Raw genomic sequence first — 17,718 nt, 5'->3', positions numbered from 1 at the left:
GTCGATTCCTTCTGGACGAGACGTCGTCGCGGTTGGCGCGGTAGTTCGCAGGTCGACACTTATGGTAGTCAGTGCACGTGCGGTTCAGTGCAGTGGTTGTGCCCCGCGTTGCCCGAGCATCAGTGTCATCAGCCCGGATTCCTGACTCTGGGTGTTGATCATGTCTCGGGCGGACTGTTTTACCGGCCCACTCTCGAGTAGTGCATCGGCGGCCTGCGCCATGGCGATCCCGCCGCGGTGGTGACGTTCCATCAGTTGAAGGAACATGACCTCGGCATCGCTGCCCTGAGCGGCGCCCAATCTCTCGAGTTCTTCGGTCGTAGCCATTCCGGGCATGACCTCGGTGTCTGTGTCGGGCGCATCGGGTGCCGGGTGATGATGGCCATCGCCGGTGCCGCTGACGGATGCTTCCATCCACCCCATCGGCGTTCTACTGTTCGGTGGTACACCCGCCAGTCGGAGCCAACCGAGCATGACGCCGATCTCGGTTCGCTGAACGTCGTCGATCTGTTGGGCCAGCCTCGTCACTGCCGGGTCCACATCGGGACTCAGACGCGCGAGAATGAAGAGGGCCTGCTGATGGTGGGTCGCCATGTCGTGCACGAATCCGATTTCGGTTTCGCTCAGAACGGCTGTCTGCGTATGGTTCTCGGGCGCAAACAGGGGGCGCAATGCTGCGCCGAGTACGAGCAGCATCAGGGCCGCCGCGACCAGCGCGACGGCTTTGACCGATCGCGTAGCCGTCATGATCCGACAGTTGTTTTCTGGTCGGTGGGAGGTGTGTAGACGCCGTTTTCGAGCTGCATGGCAACAAAGCCGTTGTCGGCGCACGTCGCCCACAACGTGGTCCCTCGCCATTCGGGTGGGGAGAAGCACCAATCGGTGGAGATGTCGCCGAGAGCGACCATGCCTGACCGCGAACTCAGCGCTTGGCCGGGGTCGAACTGACCTTGCGCGATCGACTGCGCAATTGCCGGCGTGCTGAGAATGGGTACCCCGATGAGCGAGGCGAGAGCATGCGGCGAGTTGGCGAGTTGGAGATTGTCGCCGGTTCGGGCGGGTGGGTTGAAGTACGCAATTTCGTGGACGTCGAAGGGATCTCGAACATCGAAGACCCGAATCCCGCTCGAGATCCATCCACATGCCAGCGCCGTCGGGTCGACTGGGCGATCGGCGGAACAGTAGTGCGATTCGTACGCGAACAGCGATCCACCGGCAGCGGACGCCAGCGCGGTGTCTTGATTCTCCGGCAGATTGATTTCCAGCTTCACCGAGTTGACGACGGTCGGTTCGTTGTCATTCGAGATGTCGATCAATTTGACGCCGCCGGAACCACCCTCGTCGACGGTGAACAGGTACGGCGAACCGTCGTAGGTGACCGGAATGCTGTGTTGGGTGGCCCAGCCGTCGGTCCACGAGAGCTGGGACAGTTGGCGCACTCGCGGATTCGGGACGCGGCGCTGAACCTCACTGATGTCGAGAACATGTATTCCGCCGAGATTGTTCGACAGGTACATGCGATTTCCGTCGGGACTGATGCCGAAGCCGTGGGTCGACAACCCGATGAGGTCCTGCCAGATGACGCGAGGGTTGGCGGGATCGGTGAGATCGACGGCACTCACAACACCGGGCGCGGTGCCGGAAGACCAGTATGTGTTGCCGTCCGGCGAGAATCCGCCTTCGTGATTGGTGATGGGCAGCAACATTCCCAGATCGGTTCCGGGGCCGGGGTTGAGTAGTTTCGGGTGCGCGCAATCGGAGATGTCGTAGACCGACATCAGGCCGACGCCGGTCAAGAGCGGAACGCCCGTGCCCACCAGCAGCTTTCGTGCGGTGTTGACTTTGAGACTCTCCCACGTTCCGGCGAGCATCGCGGGTTCGGTCAGGGTAGCGGTGAGTGCGGGGTTGGCAGGATTCGATACGTCGAGAACTTGGACACCCTGCGCGGGGCCCAGGAGGTTTCCGGGGAAGAAGCTGCCGACGTACGAGCAGTGTTCGAAGTTGGTGGACGTGATTCCGCCGCCGCGACCCGAGTAGCCGCCGATCTGAGACATGTTGCAGCTGTATCCGTCTCGGCTGCGTCCGCTGTTTCGGTCCTCGGCGGGCACATCGCCCTGCAATCCTGTCTCGGGCATCGACCCGGGCCCGCATTCCGCGCGACTTGCTGCATTCGAGCCGACGCCCGAAGCCTCGAGGATGGAGCCGGGGGCAGCGGCGGGTTCGGCAGCGGCAACACACACCGGAAGGATGGTGATCAATGCGACGAGCGCGATGGCAGATCTGGTTCTGATGGTCGTGAACGATTTCATCGAGTCCAACTCCCGGTGCGGGATTGCCTTTCGTATCTCTCACGGACAGACGTGCCTCACGGACAGGCAGCACGGAGGGCAGGCGCGTGTTCGAGCGCTCACGACGGTCGGGTCGGGGTGTGAACCGGTGTCGGGCCGCAACCAACCGGACAATGCTGTCCGGTTGGTATCGTAGTGTGCGTGACATCGTCTGGCCGCGTCAATAGCGGATCCCTCAACAGAGGGCCGAGAGATGCGGCGCGCAATCGTGCGGCGCTCATCTCGGCAGCTCGCGAGGTGTTCGCCACTCATGGTTTTGCTGCTCCGCTCAGCCTGATCGCCCGCACGGCAGGAGTCGGCCAGGGCAGCCTCTACCGGCACTTTCCCACTCGCGAAAGCCTTGCCCTCGCGGTGTTCGACGAGAACCTCGTCGAACTGCAAGACCTGGCTGCCGATCCGGATTCGACTCTCGACGATCTTTTTCGTTTGTTGGTCGACCAGATCACCACCTCCATCGTGTTCGTGGAGGTCATCAAGCCCGTCTCCTTCGGCGACTCTCGACTGAATTCGGCAGGCACCCGCCTGACCGATCTCCTCGAAGGACGCCTCGCGGAGGCGCGTCGAGCTGGGAAGATACGCGAGTCCGTCACTGCTGAGGACGTGATCCTGGCGATCGCCATGTTTGCCGCGATCATGGAACGGACCGCCGAGAGCTCGCGAAGAGAAGTCGCGCACTCGGCGTGGAACCTTCTTGTGCAGGGACTGGCCGGACCGGCAGCGGCGGGCTGAGACGCGTTCGCCTCGCGCTTCGAAGTGATCGCCTAGGCTCGTGCCATGGCTATTGTCTGGACAGTTCCTCGCGCTATCGGCTCCACCCTGCTCGTTGCTCCGTTGATCAAGGAGTTCCTTGTCGAGGGTGACGGCACCCTCGATGCAAAACTGAATGCGGTCGGTACGGTCTCTGCCTCTCTCGAGAAGCAAGTCGGTCGCACGTTCACCTCGATCAGCGCTGCTTCGGCGGCAATCTTTTCCGGTGTTGCCGGTTCAAGTAGCGTGCCCGACGCCCTCCGTCTGGCCGTGATGCGCACTCTGTCCACCGATGTCGTCGTCCGGAAGCCGGCTCCGCAGCCGTTTACCGAAAAGGTCGGGAAGAGGCTGGGGCAGTACGTCTTTGCCCTGCGCGACCCACGTAACCACCAGGTATTCCATGTCGGGCACGGCACGGGAAATCAGGTCTTCGCGCCGGTGTTCGAAGCGCTCGGTGAACTCGCGAATCTCGAAGGTGCGGACGGCCCGGCCGAGACGAATGCTGCCGTGACCGCGGCCAAGATCGCTCGGATCCGCGAAATTTATGACGCGGGTTCGGCGGTGGAGCACTTCGTACTCCTCCGCTCGGTCTCCGCCGCCACCGATTCGGCCGCCACCACCGGAGAGGTCGTCCGCGGAATCGCGGAAGCTTTGCGGATCACCGACGCGGGAGACGGTCTGACCAACCTCGCCGGCGACACGTCGGACAAGGACACCCGTGCGACCCGCGTCGAGGAACTCGCCTTGCGGTACTCGGCGGACCCCGCGCCGGAACTCCCGACACCGAGCATCGTCCTTCATGTACCGGCATCGGCTCGTCCGGGAGCGACGCAGGAAGAGATCTACGAACTCGCGCGCGCCGAGTGGTCTGCCGGGGCGGCTGTCCGCGCCGAGATCGGCATCCCGGTTCTGGTGTTTGCGGACAGCATCATTCGTGGTGCATTCCGCGCTCAGTCGTGGGAGGTGTCCACGCGCAACGCCGACGGAAGCCAGCTGTGGCGGTTCAACGGAACCGTCGACGACGAGCTTGCTGCCAAGTACGTCGGAACCGAAGTCACCCCGCACAACGTCGGCCTGAAGAAGTGGCCCGTCAGTGGTTGGGTCACGCGGTTGACCACCGCCCGCCCAGGTGCGGTTATGCCGGGACCTCGTAAGTCCAAGTAAGGCAACAGTTCCAGGTAGGCAACACTGTGGGGCGGGATCCGACCGGATCCCGCCCCACAGTGTTGTTGACGCCCTCGCCAGCGTCGCTATCCGAGCAATCCGCTTCCCAGATAGTCGTTCTCGCTGCATCCCGGCGGAATGAGATACACCGCCGAACCGATCGGCGTCGTCCACTCGTTGAGTGCGTCGAAGTCACTCAACCGCTGTTGGACCGGTAGATACTGCTCGGCGATGTCCCGTTGGAACGCTGCGAAGATCAATCCCGAGTTCGAGGTCTGCCCGCTCTCGGGTGCGTCGTCGTAGTTGTACACCCGACGGAAGAACTGCTCCTTCTCGTGTGTGCGGTGGGCTCTGGCGATGTGTGATCCTGGCGGGATAACCGGAATGCTGAACTTGTCCGTGAGAGTGAAGTCCGCTTCGTCGAATTCGTTGGTTCCGTTGAGCGGAGCGCCATTGGACAAGGTGCGCCCCATGGTGAGTTCGCGCCCCGAGCGGTCGAGTTCGTCCCACGTGTCCATTTCCATACGAATGCGTCGCAGTACCAACGAGGTTCCACCCGCCAGCCACGACTGACCGGCGCCGTCGTGCCAGATCAGTGAATCGAAATCCACTGTTCCCGGAGCAGGATTGACCGTCCCGTCCACCTGGCCCATGAGATTGCGCATCGTGGTTCCCTCAGGCATGGTGCCGCGAGCATTGCGGAATCCCTTTTGCGTCCACCGGATGGTCGTCAATGATCGGACGTTCTTGGTCAGGACTCGCACAGCGTGAGCAATGGTTACCGGGTCGTCGCCGCAGATCTGCAACAACAGATCCGAGGCGCCCCATCGATCGTCGAGTCGATCGATCGCGTAGCTCGGCAACGGTTCGAACCAATCCGGTTGACGTTCCTGTAATCCCAGTTTGGAGAACAGGCCAGGGCCGTAGCCGACGGTCACCGTCAAGCGGGCCGGATCCACAGCCAGTTCCCGTTCGGTGTCCGCCAACGCAGGGTTGCCGGCGGTGAGCCGTGACGCATCCTCGGACCACATCTTCATGATTCCGACGACTACAGCTCGATCGGTTCCCGGCAAGAGGTCGAACCCGATGAAGGTGCCGTGCGCTTGCGGCGTGGTGTCGATGCCGGCTTGGTGGACTCCGTAGAACGGTTCCACAAGCTTGCCTGCTTGCTGCTCGTGTTCGCTGCGCTCGACCACTGTGGTTGCGCCCCAGGTTATTCCCGCGACGCCGAGCGCGGCGGCGCCTCCTCCGAGAAGGCGCCGCCGGCTGAGAGCTCGGCTGGGCGGGTTCGTGTTCTCAGCCACCGTGATTCGGGTCGTAGTTCTCCTGATTACCGGAGAAGTCGCGAATCTGGGCCGTGAACGTGGTGCTGGAACCGTCGTCGTAGATCAAGGTGAGGTCGGTTTCTGCGCCGGGGAGCAGTGGCGCGGACAGGTCCATGAACATCAAGTGGTCACCGCCCGGCGTCAGGGAGGCGGAACCGTTGGCGGGGACCAGGAAACCGCCGTCCTTGGGGCGCATCGTCATAGTTCCGCCGTCGCCGGTCACAACTTCGTGCAGTTCCAGTCGCGACGACGCGGGACTGGTTGCCGAGACCACGCGAACGTCCTTGTCACTGGAGTTGACGAGTTCGGCGAATGCCGCGCTCATTCCTTCCGGCGCCGCCTTGACCCATTGATCCTGAACGGTGATCGATTGTGCCGCTTCGGTTTCCTTGTCGGAGTTGGAAGAACAACCGGTCAGAGCGAGAGCCGCGGTGAGCGCAACAGCTGCGAATATCTTTGTACGAACAGTCATGTGTGTCTCCGTAATTAGTGAATGGTCAGGTGGTGGCACGGCGTTTGAACGCCGCAACACACACGTCGATCAACAGGAAGGCGAGCAGGCTGATGCCCAGTAGCGGCACGAACCAGCCGACCGCCGCCGTGATCGCGACGAGCGCAACGAGGCTGATCGGGGAGAGGTTGCGGATTCCGCCGCGGACGGGAACCCGGCCGACTGCCCAGTCGGAGCCTCGGGTGGGGCGTCGGCGCCACCACATGATGTAGCCGCGGATCACCACGCTGACCAGCGCGAGTGCCAATGCGGCGAGTGCGATCTGGTTGGCAAGGCCGAACAGCAGACCCATGTGGAGCTGGATTCCCCAGGCCGAAAGTTTGGCTGCGAGTGGCCAATCCGAGAACCACAACTCGTCGGTGACCTTTTGCGTCGCTCCGTCGATTGCGATGGTGTTGTTGCTGTACACCCAGGGCTGACGTGTCTGGGCGACGGTGAACGCTGTCTCGGCGTTCGCGGGTATCGATACTTCGACCGGACCGGTGATCCCGTTGTATCTGGCGATACCGAGGACGGTGTCGACGCGTCCGACGTTGGTGTCTGTCAGCGTGCCGGTGGCGGCGGGGGCCATGTCGTGACCCTCGTGCCCGCCCGTTGCCGGTGGGGGAGCGTCGCCGAGAGTCTTCACGACGGAGGGCGTCGTCCAACTCAATGCGGTTCTCAGATTGCTGACGTTCTCTCCGGCGTACGTCGACCACGTGAGGCCGGTCGCCGAGAGAAAGACCAATGCAACTGCTATCCAGATGCCGACGACACCGTGCCAGTTCAGGGTCCGGCTTCGTCCGGTGGACGCTCGATCGATCGTGAGCAGTCGAGCGTTCCGGGCGGTGCGGTATCGACGGAACCAGAGGTAGACACCGCCGAGGGCGACCACCCACATCCACGACGCGGCCAATTCGCTGTAGAGGCGGCCGGGTTCGCCCAGATGTAGGTGGCGATGCAGTTGGGAGATCCAGGTTCGTAGTGGCAGCGAACCACTGCTTCCGTACACCGCCAACTCGCCGACCGGCTGTGCGAGCACCGGATCGACGAAGACCGCGAGCCTCTCCGATTCGCCCAGTGACGGATCGGTGAACAGGACCCGGGTGGTTTCGCCGGCGCCAGGCGACGGACGTACTGCCGAGACAGTCAAGTCGGGGCGGTACTGCTGAGCGGAACGGATCTGGTCGTTCAGAGACGCGATCTGTCCGGTGGTGTCGGTCTGGAGGTAGTCGTCGTAAACGAACTTCTCGATGGTGGGCGCCATCGCGTAGATACCGCCGCTCAGCGCGGCGATGAGAATGAACGGTCCGATGAGGATGCCGGCGTAGAAGTGCAGGCGCAGGATCAGGGGTCTGGCGCCGCCAACCTGCTTCTTCGGGGGAGAACTGTCGTTGGACGCGCGCGTTTGTGCGCGCTCCAATTCGGGTGCGGACATGCGTGTACTCGATCCCGCCGTGCGCCTTTATTAACCGCGGGCGGTTAATAAAGGCGCACAGCAAAGTGCGCACGTATTCACGTGCGTGAAGTGAAAAGGGAAGGTGAGTTACACGAATGCCGGTGGGCCGCGAGTGCCCAGCCCGGAGGTGAGAAGTTGACGCAGAACAACTTTGGCGCGGTATCGAGTCCGCGCAGTGAACGGCGAGGGCTCAGGTGCCCACGGGCGCAGAAGCACTGCGACAATGGCGGCCACCGTCGACGCTGCCACGACGTATCCGCGTTCTGCGCCGCGAATCAGCACTGCGCACACTCCGACGGCAGCGATGTGCGCCGCAAGCATCGGAAGTGACAGGAGCAGCCCGTGTTGATGATCCGAAGCGATGGTCAAAGTCGCGTGACCGATGGCCTGACCCGCAGCGAGCATGAGGGTAAGCAAGAGCGCGGGGGAGCGACGGGTGTCGATGGACGTGACCACCGCGCCGACGCTCGCGCACGCGAGGATCAACAACACCACCGCGCTTTCGGACGGGGCCATGCCGCCGCCACCGAGGGCGTGGGCCGCGACAGAGACCGCGCCGGATGTACCGCCCACGAAGGCGCCGCGCAGCTGCGCGACATCTTTCGGACCCGGCGTCATACGCGAAAGGATACAGGCAGCTACTACGACGGCTAGTAGTCGAGTCCGGCGCATCGGATTGACGCCGTCGACGGACGCCGTTACGTTCGGCAGACATTCAGGTTTCAATGGGGGAGTGAAATGTCCAGAATGAGATTATTTGCCGTGTCAGCAGTTCTGGGGTTGATGTCATTTTTGATCAACCCACCATCTGTGACTGCCGCGCCAACGGTCTGTCCGGTCAGTGACTACGGCATCGTCTACGCGAATCAATCGTCCGCCCAGCGGTGCGTGAAGCTGCGCTGAACCTGATCGACAGCGCAGGCGTGAGTTGGGTTCGTATCGATGCGTTTTGGTCGCAGATTCAATCCGGGGGCGTTAATTCCTATAGCTGGGGTCCGCTCGACACGGTCGTGAACGAGGCTCTCGCTCACGGAAAGAAGATCATTCTCCTGCCACATACAACGCCGGCGTGGGCTCGACCTGCAGGTGCTCCTGCGGACGACAAGTACGCACCGGCCGACATTTCCAAATATGCGACGTTCGTGAACAAGCTTGTTGCACGCTATGCACCTAAAGGCATCATGTCTTACGAGATCTGGAACGAACCGAATATCAGTATGTTCTGGAAGGACTCGGTTGCTAATCCGAAGCCTAATCCCGTGCGATACGCACAATTGCTGAAAGCGGCTGCTACCTCGGCCCGCTTGGCGAATCCTTCGATCACGATCATCAGCGGCGGTATGTCACCTGCCGCGGACGCTGCCGACGGCAGCCAGGTCGCGCCGCTCACATTCTTACAATCCCTGTATACGAATGGTGCACGGTCATCGTTCAACGCTGTCGGGCATCATCCGTATTCGTATCCGGCGCTGCCTACAGACGAACATGACTGGAACTCGTGGTCTCAGATGAGTGTCGAGTCGTTCGCGGGCGGCGGGATCGTTCGGCCGAGCCTTCGCGGAATCATGACTGCCAACGGAGATTCTGCAAAAAAGATTTGGATTACCGAGTTCGGGGCGCCGACAAGTGGGACTCCGGACAGCGTCAGCGAAGCGCGTCAGCTCGAGATCTATCAGTCGGCGATGGCGGACAAGCAAACCAAGCCATGGTTGGGGCCGCTCATCTTCTACCGGCTCAACGACTACGCGCCATACGGAGCAACGACGGATCGAGAGTCGTATTTCGGTGCAGTGAGGTCGGACGGCACCGTCAAGCCGAGTGCTGCATACGTGAAGAGTGTGCTTTGCCCGTGATGAAGGTCGAATGGTAAGAGTGATCCGGTCGGACTGGCAGGAACCTGAAGGGGCGGGCAATTCGCTCGGAAGCCTGGAATCCTGCAGCAGCTGAACACTTGTCCATGAAGGGTGGGTGATCGCCCAGGCGATCACCCTCCCTTTTCTCGTTTGGTACCAAGGGATTTGCCCTGGCATTGCGGAGGGCTGTTTTCGGCGGCAGATGAAGATATATGTGCCGCATATCGTTACGACGTTCGTATTTGCTGAGAATGGCACCGGCGGGGGGACCAAAGTCATCGAAAGGCGGGTGTAACGGTCTGTAGTGCTGTGACGGTATTGAGCAGAGAACGGCAAGCCCGCCAGAGTGATAGCGTCCGAGAGGCTATGTCCGAATTGATTTCGACCTCGACCTAGGAAAACGGTGCGCAGCGATAACAACGGTTCGAATGGCGGAGTCCTGGGGAACAACTCGGGAACGACTAGAGGCGACGGCCTTTTCGACGCGTCCGACGACGGCTACTCAACGTCGATTCGAACTGTCACGTTCACACCACAATTCGACGAACCAGCCGCAAAACCGTTGCCCAGCCAGCGGATGCGCCAGCAACGTCGTGAAGAGCCGACCGATTTTCGAACCTCGACGCCCAGGCCTATGACCTCCGTCGACGACTTGGACATCATCAAGCGGGCGAAGCGTCCACCCGAACGCGGTTTGGGCAGTGTGTTGTTCAAACTCACCGGCGGTCGCATCAACACTGGGCAGTCGGCTGCCGAACTCGAACACCAGGCTCTCGTGCGCCGTGCCAACCGCACGGTGCGCGGCGTGTACAAGATCGCTTTCATCTCGCTCAAGGGCGGTGTGGGAAAAACGACGGCGGCCAAGACCGTCGGGTCCACGTTCGCCTCGATCCGTGGCGATCGGATCGTAGCCATCGACGCCAATCCCGACCTGGGGACTCTGGCTGATCGTGAACGACGTGAACATCATCTGACCGTTCGTGATCTGTTGGCCGACGGCGACATTCGTACGTACAGCGATGTTCGCTACTACACGTCGCAAGGCGACAGCCGGCTCGAAATCCTTGCGAGTGAAGCAGATCCGGAAACTTCGGAGTCGTTCAACGAGCAGGACTACCTCGATACCCTGCGGATTCTCGAGGTGCATTACAACATCGTCATCACCGACTGTGGCACCGGAATCATGCATTCGGCCATGTACGGAATTCTCGACGAAGCAGATGCATTGGTTGTCGTCAGCCCGACGGCGCAGGACGGTGCGCGTAGTGCAGCAGCAACGCTCAGTTGGCTGACCAAACATGGATACGCGGATCTGGTGAGCAGGTCGGTTGTGGCGATCAATTCGACGCGACCGGGTTCGTCTTCGCTCGATCTCGACCAGCTCGAGGACGTTTTCGCTCAGCGTGGAGTGCGCGCGGTCAAGACCCTGCCCTACGACGATCACCTCGGCGAGGGCGGTCCGATCGACTTGAAGTTATTGAACAAGCGCACTGCGCGGGCGTATCTGGAGCTCGTGGCAGCGATTGCCGATGGTTTTCCGGACTCGGTGGGCAAGCACGCTTCTCGCTGAAGGTGCTCGCCCACTGAATCTGATCAGCAGGCCGGTGTTCAGGGGTGCCGAAGTATCGCGCCGTAGCCGTCGGCGAGAACCAGGCGTTCGTCGATCTGCACCAGTTCGGTGCCCGTCCCGATTGCGATGTAGGGGAGTACGCGATCGGCGGGCCCGATCAACTTTCCGCTCGTGACTTCCTTGTCGTCGGGGTCGGTGAGCAGCAGCGTTTCGACCTTGCCCTGCTCGAGTGCGTCTAGGACGCGTGCGGTCCCGTCGATGGAGAGGCCGGAGTCCCGTCCCTGCTCTGCGACGTAGCGTTCGGTTTCCGTATCCATTCTGCGCAGCCGCTGCGTGTCGATCAGTTCACGAATCGACTTCGACACCTCGGCGGGTGTCGAACCGACTGAACGCGAACCCTTTTCGACGTCCACCACCCGTAGCGTCGACGGTAGGAGCTGAGCAAAAGCTTTGCGTGACTGTACTTCTCCGATCACGACTACCAATGCAACCTTGTGTTCACGGGCGAGCGCCGCCGCGCGCTCCACGGCCAGTGTCAGGTTCTTCCGGATGTTCTCCTCCACGAGGCCTTGGCTGTCGGTGTACCGCTCCTGACCGCCGACGTGTGCCTTGTGGACCGGGAAGCCGTCGCCGTCGACCGATTCGCCGTACACGTCACGCCCGCGCGCATCACGTACGCACAGGTCTGCGCCGGTGTGGTCGACCTTGGCGATGAGGAACGGCTCGGTGTCGTATCCATGTGCGATCAGTGGAATCAGGTAGGGCAACTCGCCCAAGGTTGCGATGGTCGATCCGGCAGGTTCGAGCAGAATGTCGTCGATCAGCACGGCCTCCGGCGTGGCGACGATCGCTCGCCCGGCGCGCCCCGAGATTCCGTGATGGTTGTCCTTCACCTCGTCCAGCCGTGCGATCAGTAATTCGGATGCTCCCTGCTTCGAGAGTTGATTGCGCATCGAGCGCCATTCGAGTTCGAAGCGCTCGCGCGCATCCTCCCGGTTGCGGACGTCCTCGAAGTACACGGAGGCAAACGGGCCGTCACTCGAACCGACCTTCTTCAGTCGCCCAGCATGCATGTCGGCTCCCTTCTGTAGTGGTCCTATGCCGCGTACCCGACAACTGGTGATTCGACACGACTGCTTTCAGTTCGCACGTTTGTTCGACTGCTGGTACTGTCTGTGAACGTGAGGGTGGTGCAGAGGGAAGCCTGCATCACCTTCACGCCAAGAACCCGGGACCTGCCGCCGACTGCCTTCGGTGGCAGGTCCCGATTCTGTTCACTCGGCGTCGTCGGCGCCCTTTGATCTGTCGGAACTCTTGCGCCAGTGGGTAAATCGTTCCTTGATGTCCGACGCCACATCGCCGACGCCGTTTCCGACGGCGCCCACCGCGCCGCCCAGTCCGCTGCCGATGTCGCGCACCATTCGGATCAGAGGGTCTTCTGATTCGTCGAAGTTCTGCTTGTAGGTCTTGGCCGCATTCTTGAACTCGTCGCTGATCTTCGCTCCGTCGTCTTCTCCTCGCCGCGGGTAGTTTCCGCGCAGAATTGCGGCGTAGTCTCCGCTGTCCACCCACTTCTTGAGTTCTGCGGCGCGAAGTACCGAGAACGGATGCGAGAGCAGTTCGATGTTGAGGAGCTTGAGTACACCGTCGCGGAGGTCACCACTGGCGTCGTACTCGGCGGCCTGGGCCAAGAATGCGTCGATGTCGATTTCACTGACTCGTGATCCGCCCGCCAATTTCATCTGGACGCGGATCGCGGTGTGGACGTCTTGCCCGCACAGTAGTCCGGCGCGATCACCGGAAAGTTCGGACTTGCGCTGCCATTCCATGAGGGCCGCGATGATCGCGCGCAGCGCCCACCCGCCGACGGGCAACCAGCCGATGGTTCCGGCCAGCCGCATCAAATGCATCAAGATGGTCCGATACACAGCATGACCGGACAGTGCGTGGCCGAGTTCGTGGCCGATGATGAACCGCTGCTCCTCGTAGTTCATCACGTCCAGTAGGCCGGTCGTGACCACCATGAACGGTTTGTCCATGCCGATGGTGAAGGCGTTGACCATCGGGGTTTGGAGCACGAACAACTCTGGTGTCTCGTCGGCCTGCAGAATGTCGACGCAGTCGCGTCGCAGGTCGTTGAGGTCGCTGAACTGGCGTTCGTCGACTCGCACGGACGTGGCGAGATACATGAGGCGATGCTGACGTTCTTGGAGCAGACCGGACAGCGTCCGCAGAACGGTGTCGAACCCCCGAAGCGTCCGGAGCGTCACCAATGCAGCCCGATCGGCTGGGTGTTCCCATGCACGCGAGCTGATGTCCGGGAACTCGATTCGGGTGCGATCTGGTGCAGTGGTCATGGTGGCCCCTCACTTCGATGTGTGTCGACTCACCTCCAGGGTAACGACTAGTCGGTTTAGCGTGGATTTTCGGCAGTTCATTCGGTTGGTTGAGGAAGCGTGCAATCCGTAACCTTGGGATTGACGCCGAAGTAGTTCAGCGGGCCGGCGATGACGGTGAGTGCGATGGTCCCGACCCCGGCACAGTTGGTCGGCGAACTGCTGTAGTAGCCGCGCTGGCCGGCCGCGACGGCCCCGACGATCAGCCAGATCAGAACGATCAGAGTCACAATTCTCATCATGGCGTGCTCGATTCTTCAAATATTGTGGTGCCCAGCGAAATACCCGGTCAGAGTGGGTATGAAACGCTCGGCCGACGGGTATCCACGGTGTATGCGGCTCGAGGCGGGCGTATCCGCCCGAGTGAACGCACTGAAGGAGCTTGTCATGATCATCCTCGGCGTAATCCTGCTGATAATCGGCTTCGTGGTGAACATTCCGATCCTGTGGACGATTGGTGTCGTCTTGCTGGTGATCGGCATCATCCTGTACGCACTGGGCGCGGCCGGGCATGCCATCGGTGGTCGGCGGCATTACTACTGATCCGGAGTCGGGCCGCCATACGCATCCATGTCCGTCGGCGCGGTCGGGAGGGTGCGTCGAACGGCACGCGCGATCAGTTCCCGAAGGCAGACCTGGCGCAGCGTTCGATGTTGCCAGTCGCTGCCGCTACCGGTGACCAACTTGTGGCGCAGCGCCGACTCCACACTCGCGTACTCACCCGTCTCGTCGAGTGAGTCGCGGAGATGGATCAGGAGTCGGCGAAACAGCTCCGTGGCCGAAATTCTTTGTGCGGTAACCGGATCGATCAGCGTTCCCAGGATGCCCTCCTTTGCGGACACCCATGTCGCGATGCGAAGACTCTCGAGAGAAGCGCGCGGTGCGGGCACGCCTTTGTCTACGGCGCGCAGCGCAGTGGCGACCAGGGCACGCACAAGTGTCGCAAGCAGCACAGCGTCGTCGACCGTAGGTTGAACGTCGCAGACCCGGATCTCGACGGTCGGTAGGTGGCAGGACGGTCGGATATCCCAGTAGGCCATCCGCTTGTCTAGCATCACTCCGCAATCCACCATCATCGCGACCGCGGTGTCGAAGTCCTCGGCGGTCTCGAAGTACGGCGGCGGTCCGGCCACGGGCCACCTGGACCACTGAACCGCTCGCCAACTCGAGAATTCTGTGTCGACTCCTTGGTGGATACGGGAATTGGCGCTCAGGGCAAGCAAGGCCGGTAGCCAGATGCGCACGTGATTGCAGACCTGCACTGCCTCAGCTTGATCAGCGACGCCTACATGGATGTGGCAACCGCAGATGCTCTGTTCGGCAGCGAGGGCGCCGAAGTGTTGCCCCATCTGCCGGTAGCGAGGCGAGTCGCTTATCTCGAAACGGGAAGGTCCCGAAAGCGGTGCGCCGACGGCCAACAGCCTGCAGCCGTTCAAATCGGCCGCCTTCCCCGCGAGCCGACGCATGTCGATCAGGTGGGTTCGGAGCTCGTCGATGCCCTCGCACACGGGAGAGTTGGTCTCGACTTGGCAGCGGGACAGTTCGAGCTGAAGATCCAAACCCAGTGTCGACGCGGTTTCCGCAACCGCGGCATTGTCGGTGGACGGCAGCCACGATGTCGGGTCGACGAGGATGAATTCTTCTTCGACGCCGATGGTTGGGGTCGTCGATTCGTAGCGGCCAGCGGTGGATCCCGTCGAGCAGGTGGCGCTCATGCTCGCGTCTACCCGGTCGGTGGAAGGCGGAAACAGACACGAGGAAGCCCCGTTCTCGTCGGGAGAACGGGGCCTGTGGTCGGTCTTGCCAACATCTCGGAAGCGTCAACGAGCCCTTGCACACCGTGTGAATCTGGGGACTGGCGTGCCTGGGAAAACGTACTGTGCCGGACTCGGTAAAACGAGACCCCCAGGCATGTCTCACCCCCTATTTCACCCTCGGGTGATCTTGCCCGCACGCCCGCACACCTGTCGTCGAGTCGCGGATCGTGTCCTGGCGTACTGCCGTGGGGCAGCCTCGGTTCTGTCCTTGGAGTCGGCCAGTTATCGGGCCGATCTCGGAGAAATGTGAACTCATCTAAACTAACGTCCAACAATTGGATATGAAATTTTGGTGGAGCATGCGCGCTCGGTGACTGAGTGCAGGCGCGATCAGTTAATCGCGCGCACAGTATCAATTGAAGCTCTCGAATTCTTGAACTGGTATTGCGTTCGATCAGCGGGAATCGCTAGTGGTTACATGTGAATTCCAAAGATGTGGAGAGGTGCCAAGGATAGTGGTGCAATCGATTCGTTATCGCGGTCGAATGTCCGACAGAACTGCATACCTTCTATGTCGAAACTTCGTCTACCTTGCAGTCTCTGATTCAGGCTTTCGCCAGGAATATCTATGGGAATCGACGCGCCCAGAAATTTTTCTCAAAGATTACCCATCTGTGAATTGGGAACTATTCGTAGGTCGTGGATGAGGGGAATATTGCTTGTGGGGCTGTTATTTGCGGCAATTTGCTCACATCTTGCTGAATGGGGCATTTGCAGTCGAAGTGTTGCGTGGTCGAGAAAAAATCCCATTGATGCTTTACATTGGGAATTGCAAGATGCACGTTTCATCCTCCAGTGTTAAACGAAAGGACGAACGCAATGGGTAGCTTGGAAGATTTCGACATCGCGGCACTTCTTCAGAAGGTCATCGCATTCTTCGACGGATTCTCGTCGGACGGGACTGAGCCTCCCACGGGCTAAGACTTACCGAAGCCGCTGCGCATCCTGGTGACACCGGATGCGCAGCGGTTCTCTGTATCCGGCCATCTCCACGGGTCAGGCAGGAGTCTGTGTCCGTGTGTTTGACCCGCCCGGTGCGCTCTAGCTGGTTGCATCCTTCTGGATCAAGAGCATCGCGTCGTCGACCGGACCGAAGTACAGAGCCGGGTCGGCAACCAGTGCAGCCTCGTCACCATGAGTTTGCATGGTGACAACCCAGGCACGATCGTCGTGTTCCACGTAATAGGCACCCGCAAGGACTCCGATGGAGCTGCCACCCTTGAATCCGCCGTAGGTAAACCATTTCGCAGACTCGTCGCTGAGCGCCGGATCTTCGGCGAGAATGTCTCTGACCGGTGCGCCGCTCTCGGTCTTCGCCATCTCTTGTAACGAGACCAACGCGGCACGCAGGTCGGCGGGCGAGGCGAACCAGTCGATGTCGAAAGGCCATGCGGGGGTAGTGAATGCTGACGCCGGGATGTCCACCAGACCACCCGGCAGCGCCGCGAGTATCGCTCGACGCTCATCAGGAGTTCCGTCGCGCCAAGCGATACGTTGTGCGCCTTCGTCACCCCAGCCGAGTTGGAACAGTGCGCGGGTCGGCTTGAGCGGGATGTTGAGGGAAGGATCCGCCATGCCCATCGGCGCGAATTCGGCTTCGACCTGCTCGCGCCCGACAGCAGCGATCAACATGTCGGTGGCGGTGTTGTCGCTGATCGAGATCATCTTGCCGGCGGTTTCCCGGACCGTGACTTCAGTTCCCGATGGCAGATCCTGCAGGGTCCCACCGGGCATCGATTTGAGGTCGTCGGTGATCGTGAGCTTCTGATCCCAGGAGAGTGTCCCGTTCTTGACAGCCGTCGCGACCGCGCCGAGAACGTACAGCTTGATCGTCGACCCTGTCGGCTGGGGTGCGGTGTCGCCGACACTGAAGACTGCGGCGTTCTTTCCGCCGGTGACCTCGGTGACGGTCAGATTGGTCGGCGCGGGAAGCGCTTTGACAACTGCCTCGAGCTCTGGCCACGATGCGGCCGGCACATGATCGGTCTTGGTCGGTGTGATCGCCATTCCCAGGATCAGCCCGCTGCCGTCGACGACGACGTTGATGTCGAACGCACCGCCGGTGGTGCTGGTGATGGAAACAGTGCCGTCGGTGTCGCCTCCCCTGTAATTCACTGTGGTCCATGGCTGTCCGGCTCGGATGGAGTCGAAGTCCGGAGGTGTCAGGACAACAGGTGCGGTGGGCCCGAAATGCTCGGCGATTCCTTCTTGGGTCAAGGGTGTGCTCGTGTTGACCGCGCTGAGAAGCCAGGTGATCTGCTTGCCGACGGCGCTGTCAGGGATCGTGACCGTTGCGGGTGCCTCGGTGGCGGAGACCTTTGTGCTGTTTTCGGAGGTTTGTGCGGAATCGGTCCCGGAAGTACATGCGGCAAGGGCGAATACCGCTGCGGAGGCAAGTGCCACCAACGTGAGTGGGCGACTCTTCCTGCGTGTGTGTTCGAGTTTCATGGACTCATTTCATCAGTATCTTCGCCGGCGCGCGTCCGTCTGAGGTGTAGACATTCTCAGCCTGAAGTACTGAATCGGTTCATCCTCGAGTACCGTCTACG

Annotated in this window: 16 protein-coding genes; 5 read left to right on the top strand and 11 right to left on the bottom strand. The window is 61.3% G+C overall.

The window, feature by feature from the left end:
* Window positions 1-84 precede the first annotated feature (84 nt).
* Together ACFWAD_RS21320 and ACFWAD_RS21315 are read right to left on the bottom strand one after the other, a co-directional pair.
* A complete protein-coding gene (locus ACFWAD_RS21320) occupies window positions 85-747 on the bottom strand; it encodes a DUF305 domain-containing protein (RefSeq protein WP_378547444.1) in 663 nt (220 codons plus the stop codon).
* Window positions 744-2,309, bottom strand: a complete 1,566-nt coding sequence (locus tag ACFWAD_RS21315; RefSeq protein ID WP_378535552.1) for an LVIVD repeat-containing protein — start codon at window positions 2,307-2,309, stop codon at window positions 744-746. Before ACFWAD_RS21315 ends, ACFWAD_RS21320 begins: the two co-directional genes overlap by 4 nt.
* A 180-nt stretch (window positions 2,310-2,489) precedes the next feature.
* On the opposite strand from ACFWAD_RS21315, the gene ACFWAD_RS21310 reads away from it, so the two are divergent.
* Both ACFWAD_RS21310 and ACFWAD_RS21305 read left to right on the top strand, forming a co-directional pair.
* Complete coding sequence (locus ACFWAD_RS21310; protein ID WP_378547441.1) at window positions 2,490-3,077, top strand: TetR family transcriptional regulator; 588 nt, start codon at window positions 2,490-2,492, stop codon at window positions 3,075-3,077.
* Window positions 3,078-3,122: 45 nt separating this feature from the next.
* On the top strand, window positions 3,123-4,259 hold the full coding sequence (locus ACFWAD_RS21305) for a GIY-YIG nuclease family protein (protein WP_378547438.1): 1,137 nt from the start codon (window positions 3,123-3,125) through the stop codon (window positions 4,257-4,259).
* Between the two features lie 86 nt (window positions 4,260-4,345).
* On the opposite strand, the gene ACFWAD_RS21300 is transcribed toward ACFWAD_RS21305, so the two are convergent.
* The 4 genes from ACFWAD_RS21300 to ACFWAD_RS21285 all read right to left on the bottom strand — a co-directional run bounded on the left by ACFWAD_RS21300 (window position 4,346) and on the right by ACFWAD_RS21285 (window position 8,151).
* Window positions 4,346-5,563, bottom strand: a complete 1,218-nt coding sequence (locus ACFWAD_RS21300; protein ID WP_378547435.1) for a Dyp-type peroxidase — start codon at window positions 5,561-5,563, stop codon at window positions 4,346-4,348.
* Entirely contained in the window at window positions 5,556-6,056 is a 501-nt protein-coding gene (locus ACFWAD_RS21295; protein ID WP_019747182.1) for a copper chaperone PCu(A)C, read from the bottom strand. Before ACFWAD_RS21295 ends, ACFWAD_RS21300 begins: the two co-directional genes overlap by 8 nt.
* A 25-nt stretch (window positions 6,057-6,081) precedes the next feature.
* On the bottom strand, window positions 6,082-7,512 hold the full coding sequence (locus ACFWAD_RS21290) for a PepSY-associated TM helix domain-containing protein (protein ID WP_378547432.1): 1,431 nt from the start codon (window positions 7,510-7,512) through the stop codon (window positions 6,082-6,084).
* Between the two features lie 108 nt (window positions 7,513-7,620).
* A complete protein-coding gene (locus ACFWAD_RS21285; protein ID WP_378547429.1) occupies window positions 7,621-8,151 on the bottom strand; it encodes a hypothetical protein in 531 nt (176 codons plus the stop codon).
* 266 nt (window positions 8,152-8,417) lie between these two features.
* Between ACFWAD_RS21285 and ACFWAD_RS21280 the strand changes: the two genes are divergently transcribed.
* Window positions 8,418-9,386, top strand: a complete 969-nt coding sequence (locus ACFWAD_RS21280) for a cellulase family glycosylhydrolase (protein ID WP_378547426.1) — start codon at window positions 8,418-8,420, stop codon at window positions 9,384-9,386.
* Window positions 9,387-9,789: 403 nt separating this feature from the next.
* Window positions 9,790-10,956, top strand: a complete 1,167-nt coding sequence (locus ACFWAD_RS21275) for a MinD/ParA family protein (RefSeq protein ID WP_378535562.1) — start codon at window positions 9,790-9,792, stop codon at window positions 10,954-10,956.
* Between the two features lie 38 nt (window positions 10,957-10,994).
* Here the strand turns inward: ACFWAD_RS21275 and ACFWAD_RS21270 are convergent, their stop codons facing one another.
* From ACFWAD_RS21270 to ACFWAD_RS21260, 3 genes are all read right to left on the bottom strand, one after another.
* Entirely contained in the window at window positions 10,995-12,029 is a 1,035-nt protein-coding gene (locus ACFWAD_RS21270; protein WP_378547423.1) for a hypothetical protein, read from the bottom strand.
* Window positions 12,030-12,230: 201 nt separating this feature from the next.
* Window positions 12,231-13,313, bottom strand: a complete 1,083-nt coding sequence (locus tag ACFWAD_RS21265) for a M48 family metallopeptidase (RefSeq protein WP_378547420.1) — start codon at window positions 13,311-13,313, stop codon at window positions 12,231-12,233.
* 77 nt (window positions 13,314-13,390) lie between these two features.
* On the bottom strand, window positions 13,391-13,594 hold the full coding sequence (locus ACFWAD_RS21260; protein ID WP_003945456.1) for a hypothetical protein: 204 nt from the start codon (window positions 13,592-13,594) through the stop codon (window positions 13,391-13,393).
* 145 nt (window positions 13,595-13,739) lie between these two features.
* Here ACFWAD_RS21260 and ACFWAD_RS21255 point away from each other — a divergent pair, with 145 nt between their 5' ends.
* Window positions 13,740-13,895, top strand: a complete 156-nt coding sequence (locus ACFWAD_RS21255; protein ID WP_003945912.1) for a DUF6131 family protein — start codon at window positions 13,740-13,742, stop codon at window positions 13,893-13,895.
* Here ACFWAD_RS21255 and ACFWAD_RS21250 read toward each other — a convergent pair.
* Complete coding sequence (locus ACFWAD_RS21250) at window positions 13,889-15,067, bottom strand: glutamate--cysteine ligase (RefSeq protein ID WP_378547417.1); 1,179 nt, start codon at window positions 15,065-15,067, stop codon at window positions 13,889-13,891. The two genes, ACFWAD_RS21255 and ACFWAD_RS21250, sit on opposite strands and share 7 nt — an antisense overlap.
* A 1,143-nt stretch (window positions 15,068-16,210) precedes the next feature.
* Window positions 16,211-17,617 (bottom strand): serine hydrolase, encoded by a 1,407-nt coding sequence (locus ACFWAD_RS21245; protein ID WP_378547414.1) that lies wholly within the window; start codon window positions 17,615-17,617, stop codon window positions 16,211-16,213.
* Window positions 17,618-17,718 lie beyond the last annotated feature (101 nt).

This window comes from Rhodococcus sp. NPDC059969, assembly GCF_042738325.1.
In the GTDB taxonomy this organism is placed as follows: Bacteria; Actinomycetota; Actinomycetes; order Mycobacteriales; family Mycobacteriaceae; genus Rhodococcus_F.
The sequence above is the reverse complement of the archived record's forward strand: the minus strand, read 5'-3'. Positions and strand labels throughout refer to the sequence as shown.